Source organism: Paraburkholderia sp. BL6665CI2N2 (genome assembly GCF_004366535.1).
Classification (GTDB): domain Bacteria; phylum Pseudomonadota; class Gammaproteobacteria; order Burkholderiales; family Burkholderiaceae; genus Paraburkholderia.
On sequence record NZ_SORC01000003.1, the window covers coordinates 403,078 to 416,809 of the forward strand.

General features: G+C 62.2%; 10 protein-coding genes. All 10 read left to right on the top strand.

Annotated elements, in window-relative coordinates; all coding sequences use genetic code 11:
* Positions 1-212: 212 nt before the first annotated feature.
* The 10 genes from B0G81_RS43315 to B0G81_RS43360 all read left to right on the top strand — a co-directional run bounded on the left by B0G81_RS43315 (position 213) and on the right by B0G81_RS43360 (position 13,716).
* Entirely contained in the window at positions 213-1,121 is a 909-nt protein-coding gene (locus B0G81_RS43315) for a LysR family transcriptional regulator (protein ID WP_134144078.1), read from the top strand.
* 209 nt (positions 1,122-1,330) lie between these two features.
* Positions 1,331-3,544, top strand: a complete 2,214-nt coding sequence (locus B0G81_RS43320) for an indolepyruvate ferredoxin oxidoreductase subunit alpha (RefSeq protein WP_134144079.1) — start codon at positions 1,331-1,333, stop codon at positions 3,542-3,544.
* Between the two features lie 16 nt (positions 3,545-3,560).
* A complete protein-coding gene (locus tag B0G81_RS43325) occupies positions 3,561-5,060 on the top strand; it encodes an indolepyruvate oxidoreductase subunit beta family protein (RefSeq protein ID WP_134144080.1) in 1,500 nt (499 codons plus the stop codon).
* Between the two features lie 29 nt (positions 5,061-5,089).
* The gene (locus tag B0G81_RS43330) at positions 5,090-5,512 is read left to right on the top strand and encodes a thioesterase family protein (protein ID WP_134144081.1); all 423 of its coding nucleotides are present in this window, start codon (positions 5,090-5,092) and stop codon (positions 5,510-5,512) included.
* 85 nt (positions 5,513-5,597) lie between these two features.
* Positions 5,598-7,913: a bifunctional salicylyl-CoA 5-hydroxylase/oxidoreductase gene (locus B0G81_RS43335; protein WP_134144082.1), complete on the top strand. Its 2,316-nt coding sequence runs from the start codon at positions 5,598-5,600 to the stop codon at positions 7,911-7,913.
* Between the two features lie 52 nt (positions 7,914-7,965).
* Positions 7,966-9,093, top strand: coding sequence for a cupin domain-containing protein (locus B0G81_RS43340; RefSeq protein WP_134144083.1), 1,128 nt, complete (start codon positions 7,966-7,968; stop codon positions 9,091-9,093).
* Positions 9,094-9,165: 72 nt separating this feature from the next.
* Complete coding sequence (locus tag B0G81_RS43345; protein WP_134144084.1) at positions 9,166-10,077, top strand: fumarylacetoacetate hydrolase family protein; 912 nt, start codon at positions 9,166-9,168, stop codon at positions 10,075-10,077.
* Between the two features lie 82 nt (positions 10,078-10,159).
* The gene (locus B0G81_RS43350) at positions 10,160-11,194 is read left to right on the top strand and encodes a carbon-nitrogen hydrolase family protein (RefSeq protein WP_134144085.1); all 1,035 of its coding nucleotides are present in this window, start codon (positions 10,160-10,162) and stop codon (positions 11,192-11,194) included.
* A complete protein-coding gene (locus B0G81_RS43355) occupies positions 11,194-11,952 on the top strand; it encodes an Asp/Glu racemase (RefSeq protein WP_134144086.1) in 759 nt (252 codons plus the stop codon). Before B0G81_RS43350 ends, B0G81_RS43355 begins: the two co-directional genes overlap by 1 nt.
* Before the next feature lie 147 nt (positions 11,953-12,099).
* Positions 12,100-13,716 (top strand): carboxylesterase family protein, encoded by a 1,617-nt coding sequence (locus tag B0G81_RS43360; RefSeq protein ID WP_243856949.1) that lies wholly within the window; start codon positions 12,100-12,102, stop codon positions 13,714-13,716.
* Positions 13,717-13,732 lie beyond the last annotated feature (16 nt).

The window sequence follows — 13,732 nt, forward strand, 5'->3', positions numbered from 1 at the left end:
TCGGCATCATCGGCACACGCCTGTTTGCAACCAGGCGCTCGTTGTCCGATCATACGGCCCTGCAATCGCTCGGTGCGCCTACAATAACGGCGTGCGTCGGCCCGCCATTTCCCATTGCAGGAGGTCCCTGATTGGGGGCCGCCCTCGGCGTTCGGAACAGGTACGGGCGTCAATCTGTCACGCGAGTGATCTTTCCGAGCGAGGAATCCATTGTGGTGGACTTCAACGACGTTGACCTGAACCTTCTGCGTGTCTTTCAGGCGATTCTGGAGGAGCGCAGTCTGACGCGTGCCGGGCAGCGGCTAGGTCTGTCACAGCCGGCAGTCAGTTACTCGCTCGGGAGGCTTCGCTCACTCTTCGACGACCCGCTCTTCGTGCGCACGACCGGGGAGATGCTACCTACGCCCACCGCGACGGAGCTAGCGGCGCCTGTCAACCGGGCGATCTCTTCGCTGCGCGAGGTTTTCCGTCACGGCGACCGCTTTGATCCGGCCGCGAGCTGCCGGGAGTTTCATCTATCGATGTCCGATGTCGGTGAACAGGTATTTCTGCCGATTTTATGCACGAAGCTTCAGCAAACCGCACCTGCCGTCAGGCTTTCAGTACAACAGATTCCCATTGCAGATGCCGAAGAGAAGCTCAGGCTCGGACAACTGGATTTTGCGATCGGCAGCATGCCGGCGCTCAAGATAACGACGCAATACGAGCTGCTATTTCATGAGCCGTATGTTTGCATGACGCGCAAACGCGCAGGCCTGCCGCCCCGGCAGATTTCCCGAGAGAAGTTTCTTTCTTTGTCGCACGTGTCCGTTGGATCGAGCGAGAGCAGCCATCTCAACATTGAGCACTTGCTGCAAGCGGAAGGTTTGCACCGCAGCATTGCCTTACGCGTGCCTCATTTCACGGTCATCCCACAGATCATTCGCCGCACGGAATGGATGGTCGCCTTGCCGCTGCGAGTGGCGCGGCTGTTCAACGAGCACGGCGAGTTTCTCATCTATCCGATCCCGGTCCAGATCCCCGAGGTTGAAGTCACCGTGCATTGGCACGACGCTTTCGAGTCGGAAGAAGGAATCCGTTGGTTCCGCTCGCTGATTATCGAAAGCCTTCGCGAAGATTGAAGCCACACGGCCGTCATAAACGATTTTATGTCGGGTCCGAATTTGATTGATTAGGTCAACTCTCCTCCCCCGCCTATACTTGGCTCCAGTGAAAAGCGCGCTTCGGTATCGGTAAATCCGCGAGTCTCGATGAGTCGATATTTGAAGGATTGCGCCTAAGGTCCCTGTGGACATAAGCATCGCATCAATCTGGAAGGTAGAGAGACGTCATGGCTGAGCGGTCGTTTGTCGAAGAAGTGAAGAAGCTGCGTTTAGGCGCTGGCGAACTATTCAGCGGCGAGGGCATCCTCGCAGTGACCAAAGCGCTGCTGGAATCCGGGGTCGCGTACGTGGCCGGGTATCAGGGGGCGCCGATTTCACACCTGATGGATGTGCTGGCCGACGCGCAGGATATCCTCAGCGATCACGGCATCCGCTTCGAAAATAGCGCGAGCGAGGCCACTGCAGCCGCGTCGCTGGCTGCGTCGGTCACCTATCCGCTGCGCGGTGCCGTGACATTCAAGGCGACCGTCGGCACCAACGTCGCATCGGACGCACTCGCAAACCTAGCATCGGGCGGCGTGACGGGCGGCGCGCTCATCATCGTCGGCGAGGACTACGGCGAAGGGTCGTCGATCATGCAGGAGCGCAGCCACGCGTTCGCGATGAAGTCGCAGATATGGTTGCTGGATCCGCGGCCGAACTTGCCTTGCATCGTGCAGGCGGTGAAAGACGGCTTCGATTTGTCGGAAGCGAGCAATACGCCGGTCATGCTGCAACTGCGGATCCGCGCGTGCCACGTGCATGGCCAGTTCATCGCGTCGGATAATCGCCGCACTGCGTTCTCGATCAAGGATGCACTCGAAAACCCGAGCCGCGACGTCAGTCGCATCGTGCTGCCGCCCGCGAGCTTCACGCATGAGCGCGAGAAGATTCATGAGCGCTGGCCGGCGGCGGTCAAGTTCGTCGAAGAGCGTCAACTCAACGAGGTCTTCTCAGCGGACGCTGGTGAGATCGGCATCGCGATGCAGGGCGGCAGCTACAACACGGTCATGCGCGCGCTGGAGCGCCTCGGCCTTGCCGACGTATTCGGCGAATCGGAAATTCCGCTGTATGTGATGAACGTTGCGTATCCGCTCATCGATTCCGAATGGGCGCGCTTTTGCGAGCGCAAGCGTGCCGTGCTGGTGATCGAAGAAGGTCAGCCGAACTTCGTCGAGCAAAATGCAAGTTCGATTCTGCGGCAGTGCGGAGCGACGGTGGCGCTGCACGGCAAGGACATGCTGCCGCTCGCCGGCGAGTACAACACCGCTACGGTCATCAAGGGCTTGCGCGCATTCTTCGAGCGCTATGGCGTGCTCGAACCGCAACCGGTTGCCCGGAAGGTCATTCCGGTGTTGGCCGCTTCTTCGTTGCCCTCCGCGCAGGTGCCGGCGTCTGCTGAAGTCGCGCAGGCCGAAGTTGCCCTGCTTGACCCGGTCGCGGCACTCGACACCAATGTGCATGCGCGTCCGCCGGGATTCTGCACCGGCTGTCCTGAGCGCCCGATCTTTACGGCGATGAAGCTCGTTGAGCGCGAACTCGGCGCACATCATGTCAGCGCCGATATCGGCTGCCACCTGTTCTCGATCCTGCCACCGTTCAACCTCGGCGCGACGACCATGGGCTATGGGCTCGGTAGTGCAAGTGCTTCCGCGCTCAACGCGGCTGCCGACAAGCGCGCGATCTCCGTGATGGGAGATGGTGGCTTCTGGCATAACGGGCTCACGAGTGGCATCGCGAACGCGGTGTTCAACAAGAGCGACAACCTGACGATCGTGGTCGACAACAGCTACACGTCGGCAACGGGCGGCCAGGACATTCTGTCGTCGACGGCGCTCAATCCGACTCGCAGCACGGGACACGAGATCGAGCAGGCGGTGCGTGGAGTCGGCGTGAAGTGGGTGAAGACGGTGCGCCACACCTACGACCTGAAGACGATGATGGCGACGCTGAGGGAAGCGCTCACCACCAGTTCGAAGGGACCGAAGGTGCTGATCGCACAGAGCGAATGCATGCTGAACAAGCAGCGCCGCGAGAAACCGAAGACCCGCAAGGCGATTGCTGCGGGCGAGCGTGTAGTGCGCGAGCGCTTCGGTGTCGACTCGGATACCTGCACCGGCGACCACTCGTGCATCCGCCTGTCAGGTTGCCCATCACTGTCGATCAAGCCGAATCCGGATCCGCTGCGTACCGACCCGGTGGCGAGCGTGCTCGACAGTTGCGTCGGTTGCGGGCTGTGCGGCGAGGTTTCGCACGCAGCCGTCCTGTGCCCGTCGTTTTATCGCGCGGAGATTGTTAGCAACCCGACGCGCTTCGACAAGCTGCGCCAGCGCGTGCGCAATGCCGTGATTGGCTGGTTGCAACGCCGCGATGCCCAGCGCCGCGCGCGCTTCGCGTTCTGATTCAGGGAGACAATTGATGAACAACGCCCAACCCATCAAGGTTGCCGTTCTCGCCATGGGTGGCGAAGGCGGCGGGGTGCTTGCCGACTGGATCGTCGACCTCGGTGAGCACAACGGTTATTACGCACAGACCACATCGGTGCCCGGGGTCGCGCAAAGAACCGGTGCAACGATCTATTACGTAGAGCTGTTCCCGTGTGAGTCGGACGATCCGGACCACCGCACGCCGGTACTCGCACTGATGCCGTTGCCGGGCGACGTCGATGTCGTCCTCGCATCGGAGCTCATGGAAGCCGGCCGCGCGGTCCAGCGCGGTCTCGTGACGGCCGACCGCACGACGCTGGTGGCTTCCACGCACCGCGTCTACTCGATCGGCGAAAAGGCCGCGATGGGCGACGGCCGCGTCGACAGCGACGCGTTGATCGCTCACGCGAAGCAGGCGGCGAAGCGGCTGGTCAGCTTCGACATGGCAGCGGCCGCCGAGGCGACCGGCAGCGTGATCAGTGCGGTGCTGTTGGGCGCGCTGGCCGGCACGGGCGTGTTGCCGTTTAGCCGCGAGCAGTTCGAGGCAACGATCGAGCGTGGCGGCGTCGGTGTGAAGCCGAGTCTGCGCGCCTTCGACCACGCGTATCGCCGCGGCGGCGCCGAGGAGCCGGCGCAGGGCGAGAGGCCGTCAATCGTACCGCCGGGCGTGCCCAGTCATCCGGCGGTTGCAAAACTGCTCGCCCGCGTGCACGCCGAGGTGCCGCCTGAGGCGCAGCCCTTCGCGATTGAAGGCGTGCGACGTCTGATCGACTATCAGGACGCTGCTTATGCAGCGCTTTATCTGGACCGTCTTGCTGAACTGCGTAGTGCGCTGGCAGTCGACGACACGACACTGTTGCGCGAAACCGCGCGCGATCTCGCGCTGTGGATGTCGTATGAGGACACGATTCGCGTAGCGGATCTCAAGACGCGTGGCTCCCGCTTCGAACGGGTCCGGGGCGAAGTGCGGGCCCAGCAGAACCAACTGCTTGCGATCAACGAATTCATGCACCCACGCATCGAGGAAATCTGCGAAACGCTGCCCGCTGCGCTCGGCCGCTGGCTCGCCCGGCCGCATTGGGTGCATCGCCTGGTACGGCGCTTTACACGTTCGGGACGTGTCGTGACCACGAGTTCGCTGCGCGGGTATTTGACGCTGTACGCGGTGTCGCGGCTGCGAGGCATGCGTCGCAGCACGCTGCGCTACCAGCTCGAAAACGTGCGTATCGAGGATTGGCTGGAGCGGATCGTCGAAACAGCGAAGCTGAATCCGGCGCTCGCTATCGAGGTCGCGCAATGCCAGCGTCTCGTGAAGGGCTACAGCGACACGCACGCACGCGGCCTGAAGAACTATCAGACGGTGATGGCAGTGGTCGTCAAGGCGGGCGCGAGAATCGCACCCGCCACGCTGCGCGAACTGCGCGACGCAGCGCTCGCCGACGAGCACGGCAACCGGCTGCGTGAAGCGTTGCGCCGTTATGCGCTTGCATGAGCGCGCCAGGAACGTGCGGAGATTCAATCATGATTGACCACACATTTGCGCAAAAGCACAAGATTCATTTTTCGGAATGCGATCCGGCAGGGATCGTGTTCTATCCGCAGTACTTCGTGCTGTTCAACGATCTCATTGAAACGTGGATCGACACACTGCTGCCTGAAGGTTATCGCGGCGTGATCATCGGCCGACGTCTCGGCATGCCGACCGTCCATCTCGAAGTGGACTTCAAGGCAGTCAGCAAGATGGGCGAACACGTGTGGCTGGCGCTGGACGTCGAACGGCTCGGCAACAAGTCGCTCACGCTCGTCTGGACCTGTGTCGGCGAGGATGGCGTCGTACGGATGACGGCGCGGCAGACCATCGTGATGACGTCGCTCGACACCCATGGCGCGATTGAAATTCCCGACGATCTGCGAACGACGATCGGGGGGCGGCTACCCGTCTGACGCTTCCCGCATCCGGCGTACGAATGCGCGCGTGGCCGGGCGGACGGCTGCACGTGCGATAGGCAAGCAACTGAGGTAAAGAGACATGAAGATTGTATGCATCGGCGGTGGACCTTCCGGATTATATTTCGGTTTACTAATGAAATTGCAGGATCCAGAAAACGAAGTCATCGTGGTGGAGCGCAATCGCGCATACGATACGTTCGGCTGGGGCGTCGTGTTTTCCGATGCGACGATGGACAACCTGCGCGAAGCAGACCCGGTTTCGGCCGCAACGATCGGCGATGCATTCAATCGCTGGGGCGACATTGAAATCAACTTCAAAGGGCGGGCGATCCGTAGTGGCGGCCACGGGTTCATCGGCATCGGCCGCAAGAAACTGTTGAATATCCTTCAAGCGCGCTGCGAAGCGGTCGGCGTACAGCTCGTGTTCGAGGAATTCGTGCAGGACGACGAGGCGCTCGCGCAGAAGTACGACGCCGACCTCGTGATCGCGTCGGACGGCATCAACAGCTTCGTGCGCGCCAAGTATCAGGACACGTTCCGGCCGGATATCGATCAGCGCCGTTGCCGTTTCGTGTGGCTAGGCACCAGGAAGGCGTTCGACGCTTTCAACTTCATTTTCGTGCAGACCGAGCACGGCTGGTTCCAGGCGCACGCGTACCGTTTCGAGGACGGGATGTCGACGTTCATCGTGGAGACACCGGAGGAAACCTGGGAGGCGTCGGGCATCGGCGGCATGACGCAGGAAGAGGGTGTCGCTTACTGCGAGAAGCTGTTTGCCCCATACCTCGATGGTCAACCGTTGATCAGCAACGCGACGCATCTGCGCGGCTCGGCGATCTGGATTCGCTTTCCGCGCGTGATCTGCGAAGAGTGGGTTCACTGGACCGAACAGAAAGGCGGCCGCAAGGTGCCGGTCGTGCTGATGGGTGACGCCGCGCATACCGCGCACTTTTCGATCGGATCCGGCACGAAGCTCGCGCTCGAAGATGCGATCGAACTCGCGCACAGCCTGCGGAGCGCAACCGGCTCGCTAGAGGACAAGCTGACGCATTACGAGTCGCTGCGTAGCGTCGAAGTACTCAAGATCCAGAATGCCGCCCGCAATTCCACCGAGTGGTTCGAGAACGTCGAGCGCTATGCGGGTCTGGCGCCAGAGCAGTTTGCGTATTCGCTGCTCACGCGTTCGCAACGCATTTCGCATGAGAATCTGCGGGTCCGTGACCGCACCTGGCTCGAAGGCTATGAAGCATGGCTGGCTTCGCAGGCGGGTGCGCAATCCGTCGGCGAAGCCGTGCCGCCGATGCTGACGCCGTACCGCGTGCGCGGTGTCGAATTGAAGAATCGTATCGTCGTATCTCCGACCGCGCTGTACTCCTGCGTCGACGGAGTGCCGGGCGACTTCCACATCGCCCATCTCGGCAGCCGCGCGCTTGGCGGCGCGGGCCTCGTGATCGTGGAGATGACCGGAGTGTCGCGAGACGCAAGGGCGACGCCCGGTTGCCCCGGGCTATGGAACGACGAGCAGCTTGCCGCGTTCGAGCGGATCGTCAGCTTCGTGCACGCCAGCAGCAGTGCGCGCATCGGCATTCAGCTAGGCCATGCCGGCCGGCGCGGATCGGCGCAACTCGGCTGGGAGAGGGCCGACCAACCGCTCGAAACTGGTAACTGGCCGGTGATATCGGCGTCGGCGCTGCCCTATCTGTCCGGCATCTCGGCGACGCCGAGCGCGATGATCCGCGACGACATGGTCCGGGTACGAGATGACTTCGTCGCGGCCACGCGCCGCGCCGATGCGGCCGGCTTCGACTGGATCGAGCTTCAGGCCGGTCACGGCTATTTGCTGTCGTGCTTCATCTCGCCGCTCTCGAACCACCGTAGCGACGAATACGGCGGCTCGCTCGACAACCGCATGGCTTTCCCGCTCGAAGTGCTGCGCGGCGTGCGCGACGTGTGGCCGGACAGCAAGCCGATTTCAGTTCGCATCTCGGCGTCGGACTGGACCGAAGGTGGCATCGATGCCGACGACGCCGTGCAGATCGGCCGGATGTTCAAGGCAGCCGGCGCGGACATGATCGACTGTTCGTCAGGCGAAGTGACGCCGCTGCAGAAACCGGTGTACGGCCGCATGTACCAGACGCCGTTCGCGGACCGTGTGCGCAACGAAGCCCATGTGCCGACTATCGCGGTCGGTGCGATCACGGACGCGGACCAGGTGAACAGCATTATCGCCTCAGGCCGTGCGGACCTGTGCGCGCTGTCGCGCCCGCATCTGGCCAATCCGGCGTGGCTTTTGCGCGAGACCGCGAAGCTCGGATACCGGTGTGTGGAATGGCCGCGCCAGTACCTGTTCGCGAAGGATCAGATGGAGCGCAATTTTCGCCGGACGTCGTCGTGACTGTCATGGACCGTCCGACCCCTCAATACCCGTGATGAAGTGGAGCATCGATATGACTGAAAACACGTATGACCGCTATCGCGAGAGCACGGCGGGCCGCGCCGACGTCGCGGATACGCCGGAGCTCGTCGCTTACTACAGTCAGCTCGACGAGTTGAAGGCCGGCGCGCTATGGACGGTCGCCAACAAGATCGAGCCGTGGCAGCCGAAATCGGAATCGTTACCGGTGCTGTGGCGCTATCGCGATCTGCGCGAACACGTGTTGCGTTCGGTCGATCTGGTGACGCCGGAGAAGGCGGGCCGCCGTGTCGTGTATCTGAACAATCCGGGGCGCCGCGATGTGTCGGCTGCCGTGGGTTGGCTGTACTCGGGGCTGCAGGTGATGAATCCGGGCGAAGCGGCATGGGCGCATGCGCATTCGGCGTCGGCGCTGCGCTTCATCATGGAAGGTACGGGCGCATACACGGTCGTGGACGGCCACAAGATGACGCTTGGCAGAAACGATTTCGTGCTGACGCCGAACGGTACGTGGCACGAGCACGGCGTGGCGGCTGAAGGTTCGCCGTGCATCTGGCAGGACGGGCTCGACATTCCGCTGGTCAACGCGCTGGAGGCGGGTTTTTATGTCGTGCATCCGGATCTGCGGCAGGCGGTCACTTATCCCGTTGACGATTCGAGCGCGATCTGGGGAACCGCGAGCCTGCGTCCGCAGAATGGCGACTGGAATCAGCGTTACTCGCCGCTCTTCAAATACGAGTGGGAGCCGACTTATGAGGCGCTCACGCGCTACGCGTGCGTAACCGACGGCTCGCCGTTCGACGGCGTCCTGATGAACTATGTGAACCCGGTGACCGGCGGCCCGGTGATGCCGACGATGGGCGCAAGCATGCAATTGCTCCGCCCCGGCGAAGCGACCCGCGCGCACCGTCACACCGGCAGCTTCCTCTATCAGGTCGCGAAAGGCAGCGGCTATTCGATCATCAACGGCGAGCGCTTCGACTGGACTGAACGCGACATCTTCTGCGTGCCGTCGTGGGCGTTCCACGAACATGTGAACCCATCCTCGTCGGACGACGCATGCCTGTTCTGTTTCAACGACCTGCCGGTCATGCAGGCGCTCGGGTTGTATCGAGAAGAAGCCCTTGCCGAAAACAGCGGCCACCAAGTCGTGTCAGGCTGACCGCAACCCACTGGTTTCTTAATCATTTGTTTTGTTGCCGCCCGGAAGGTACGGCATTTACGGAGTTATTCCATGCGTCTCGTCACCTATCGTCCTGAAGTTTGCGCCGCTGCCCGCCTGGGCGCTATCGTCGACGGCGCCGTCGTCGGTCTCACGCGTTTTGGCGAAGCCGTGGGACAGCCGCTGCCGTCCGGCATGCTCGAGTTCATCGACCTCGGTCCGCAGGCGGTGCGCTCGACAAGCGCGCTGCTTGATGAGTATCGCGGCCGGTGGCCTGTCGGCACGGCCGTGCCGGTGCAGAACGTCAAACTGCTCGCGCCGATTCCGCGGCCGCGCAAAAACATCTTCGGCATCGGTCTGAACTACGTTGAGCACGTTGCCGAATCAAGCCGGACGCTCGATACGTCGAAGGACCTGCCGAAGGAGCCGGTGATTTTCTCGAAGCCACCGACGACTGTGATCGGCCCCGGCGATGCGATCGAGCACAACCGGCAGATCACGCAGCAACTCGATTGGGAGGTCGAGCTGGCCGTCATCATGGGCACGCGCGCGAAGGGCGTGAGCGAAGCGGATGCGTTGCAGTACGTGTTCGGCTACAGCGTGATGATCGACATGAGCGCACGCGATTGCCGCCGCGCGGGTCAGTGGATCTATTCGAAGGGGCAGGACACCTTTGCGCCGTTCGGTCCGTGCATCGTTACCGCCGACGAAATCCCCGATCCGCACACGTTGAATCTGAGCCTCATGGTCAACGGCGTGACCAAGCAAAGCTCGAACACGCGTCACATGCTGTTCAAGGTGCCGTCCTTGATTGCGGATATCAGCAAGGGCATTGCGCTGGAGCCAGGCGACATCATCGCGACCGGCACGCCGGAAGGCGTCGGCGCGGGGCGCAATCCGCAGGAGTGGCTGTGGCCGGGCGACGTCGTATTCGCACAGGTCGAAGGCATCGGAGAACTGCGCCATCCGGTCGTGGCGGTCTGAGCCAGCGCACGCGCGCGATCTGAGCCGGCGGGCCGCATCCGGTCGCCGCGTCCCACCCAACATCCTGATGGAGACGTCTTCCATGCTGAATCTTCCGCAATTCAAGGCCGCGGCCGTTCAGGCCGCCCCCGTGTTCCTCGACACGGACGCCACCGTCGACAAGGTTTGCGCGCTGATCCGCGAAGCCGCGGGCAACGGTGCGCGCCTCGTCGCGTTCCCCGAAGTGTTTGTCGCCGGTTATCCGTACTGGAGTTGGGTGATGAACCCAATCGACGGCAGCCCGTGGTTCGAGAAGCTGTGCAAGTCCGCCGTCGAAATCCCCGGACCTGAAATCCGCCGTATCGCGGCTGCCGCGAAAGCAAACCGTATCAATGTCGTAGTTGGGGTGAACGAGCGCAGCCGCACGGGCATCGGCACGATCTACAACACCCTCGTCACGATCAACGACGAGGGCCGCATTCTCGGCTGCCATCGCAAGCTCGTGCCGACGTGGGCCGAAAAACTGACGTGGGCGAACGGTGATGCATCGGCGCTGCGTGTGCACGACACGAGTGTTGGACCGCTCGGTTCGCTGGCGTGCGGCGAGAACACCAATACGCTTGCCCGTTTCAGCCTGCTGGCGCAAGGCGAGCTTGTGCACGTAGCGAGTTACATCGCGCTGCCCGTCGCGCCGCCGGATTACGACATGGCCGAGGCGATTCGCCTGCGTGCCGCCGCGCACAGCTTCGAAGGCAAGGTGTTCACGATTGTGTCGTGCTCGACCGTCTCGCCGGAAATCGTCGACGCGATCAGCGCATCGCATCCGCTCGCGCGCGAGCTGTTGGGGCGCCGCAATAGTGCCTTCTCCGGCGTTCTCGGCCCGGACGGCCGTGTGATCGGCGAGCCGTTGATCGACGACGAGGGCATCGTCTACGCCGATATCGATCTGTCGCGCTGCATCCAGCCGCGCCAGATGCACGACATCACCGGCCACTACAACCGCTTCGACGTGTTCGATCTGCGCGTGAACCGCCGGCCGCTCGGGCCTGCGCAATTCAACGATACCGGCAACGACGCGTGGGACTTCGACGCCGAGATGGCGGAACTCAACTCCCCCGACATTCTGGAGAGCAAGTGATGACACAGCAGCACGTTCTGCGTATCGGGCAGATTGTCCCGTCTTCGAATACGACGATGGAAACCGAAATTCCCGCGATGTTTCGCATGCGAGAACGCGACTCCGACGAGCGCTTCACGTTCCACTCCAGCCGGATGCGGATGAAGAAAGTCGTGAAAGAGGAACTGGAGGCGATGGATCGCGACAGCGACCGCTGCGCGCTCGAGCTTTCCGATGCGCGCGTCGACGTGCTCGGCTATGCGTGCCTTGTCGCGATCATGAGCATGGGCCACGGTTATCACCGCGTCTCGGAGAAGCGTTTGCATGGACGGACGGTGGAGAACGGCGCGCCCGCGCCAGTGGTGACGAGCGCGGGTGCACTGGTCGACGGCCTGCACGCGATGGGCGCGAAGCGCGTCTCGGTGGTCTGCCCGTATATGAAGCCGCTCACGAAGATGGTCGTCGACTATGTCGAGAGCGAAGGCATCGAAGTGAAGGACTATATCGCGCTCGAAATCCACGACAACCTGCAGGTGGCCGCGCAGAACCCGGCGAATCTGGTCGACATTTACAAGCGCCTCGACCGAAGCAACATCGATGCGCTGGTGCTGTCCGCGTGCGTGCAGATGCGGTCGCTGCCGTCGATCCAACGCGTCCAGGACGAGTCGGGCATTCCGACCGTCTCTGCCGCGGTCGCGACGACGTGGCAAATGTTGCGCCGTCTCGAACTGCGCGCGGAAGTGGCTGGTTGCGGCGATCTGCTGTCCGGCAAGTACTGATCGGAGTTACCCGAAGTTCCAGACTGATTTCTAACAAACAACGACTAATTGGAGAAGCCCAAAATGATGAAAGAATCGGCACCGTTGGTTAGATTGGCGAGTTATTGCACGGATGGCGTCATTGTTAAGCTGAGCCTCGCCGGCGCGGTGGTGCTCCTTGCGAGTTGCTCCGGTGGAACGGTTACGTCTGATCCTACTGTGGTTCCAGTCGAGACGGGCATGGTACAAGGGGCTCTCTCCAACGGGGTGGATTCTTTCAAAGGCATTCCCTACGCGGCGGCGCCTGTCGGCGCTCTGCGCTGGCGACCGCCGCAAGCCGCTGCCGCCTGGGCGGGGATCCGTCCGGCGACCTCGTTCGGACACGATTGCATGCAGCTGGAATTTACCGGTGACTCCACGCCGATCGGCACCACGCCTTCGGAGGATTGCCTGTACGTGAACGTGTGGCGGCCCGCCAACGCTACCACGAAGAAACTGCCGGTCATGGTGTGGATCCACGGTGGCTGCTACACCAACGGCGGGTCGTCGGTGTCGGTCTATGACGGCACCCAGTTTGCAAAGCAGGGCATCGTGTTCGTCAGTCTCAATTACCGTCTTGGCCGCTTCGGGTTCTTTGCCCATCCCGCGTTGAGTGTGGAGAACCCGACTGAATTGCATGGCAACTACGGATACATGGATCAGATCGCAGCGCTGCAATGGGTGCAACGCAATATCGCGGCCTTCGGCGGTGATCCGGCAAACGTTACGGTCGCCGGTGAATCGGCGGGTGGTGAATCGGTGCACTCGCTCATCACGTCGCCTTTAGCCAAGGGACTGTTCCAGAAAGCGATCGACGAATCGGGCAGCGGCCGTGTTAATCAGACGTATGGACGATACCTGACCACCAACACGAAAGCCATTGGCGCGACTGGCGAACAGCTTGGCACTAACTTCGCGCAAAGCGTCGGCATCACGGGCAACGACGCGAACGCTCTGGCGGCATTGCGCGCGCTGTCGGCGGATCAGGTGCTTGGCGGGCTGAACTGCACGAACATGGGTGCCCAGGCGGCGACGACCTCGGCGGGTCCGACGACACTGGGTACGCAGGCGGGGACGTTCTCCGCAGGTCCCATGATAGATGGCCAACTGGTATTGGATAACCCCGCCAACCTTTACGCCGATGGGCAATACAATCACGTATCGATGTTGATTGGCACGAACAACGAGGATCTCGGGTTCCCTGTTGCGGTCGCCAGCAAAGACGCAGCCTATGCGATTTTCGGTTCCCAGAATCTGGTGGCCGCCAGAGCGGCGTTCGATCCCTTGGGGACCGCCAGCGTCGACGACGTGACTGCGCAGATCGCGCGCGTTCAGTTGATGCACGAACCGGCGCGGTTCGTCGCGCGGGCGCTGACGAGTCAGAACGACACGGTCTACCTGTATCGCTTTTCGTATGTGGCGCAGTCGGTGCAAAGCCAGGTGAGCGGCGCGGTGCATGCAGCCGAGCTTCCGTATGTGTTCGATACGCTTTCGGCGAGCTATGGAAGTGCGGTCACGAGTCAGGACGAACAGGTCGCGCAACTCACGAACGCTTACTGGGCCTCTTTCGTCAAGGCGGGCAACCCGAACGGCGGTAGCAGTCCCGTCTGGCCTGTGTATAACGCAACCCAGGACGGGCATATTGAAGTCACCGCCGCAGGTACCGCGTCACCGCTCCAATCCGATCCGCTGAAGGCACAACTCGATCTCGTGAAGCCGCTCAACGATCAACTGACGAACAACTGACCCACCACCCGTAGTC

Excerpts from the sequence above, each read along its gene's own strand:
- B0G81_RS43320 (WP_134144079.1), top strand. The coding sequence starts at position 1,331 with ATGGCTGAGCGGTCGTTTGTCGAAGAAGTGAAGAAGCTGCGTTTAGGC.
- B0G81_RS43325 (WP_134144080.1), top strand. The coding sequence starts at position 3,561 with ATGAACAACGCCCAACCCATCAAGGTTGCCGTTCTCGCCATGGGTGGC.
- B0G81_RS43330 (WP_134144081.1), top strand. The coding sequence starts at position 5,090 with ATGATTGACCACACATTTGCGCAAAAGCACAAGATTCATTTTTCGGAA.
- B0G81_RS43335 (WP_134144082.1), top strand. The coding sequence starts at position 5,598 with ATGAAGATTGTATGCATCGGCGGTGGACCTTCCGGATTATATTTCGGT.
- B0G81_RS43340 (WP_134144083.1), top strand. The coding sequence starts at position 7,966 with ATGACTGAAAACACGTATGACCGCTATCGCGAGAGCACGGCGGGCCGC.
- B0G81_RS43345 (WP_134144084.1), top strand. The coding sequence starts at position 9,166 with ATGCGTCTCGTCACCTATCGTCCTGAAGTTTGCGCCGCTGCCCGCCTG.
- B0G81_RS43350 (WP_134144085.1), top strand. The coding sequence starts at position 10,160 with ATGCTGAATCTTCCGCAATTCAAGGCCGCGGCCGTTCAGGCCGCCCCC.
- B0G81_RS43355 (WP_134144086.1), top strand. The coding sequence starts at position 11,194 with ATGACACAGCAGCACGTTCTGCGTATCGGGCAGATTGTCCCGTCTTCG.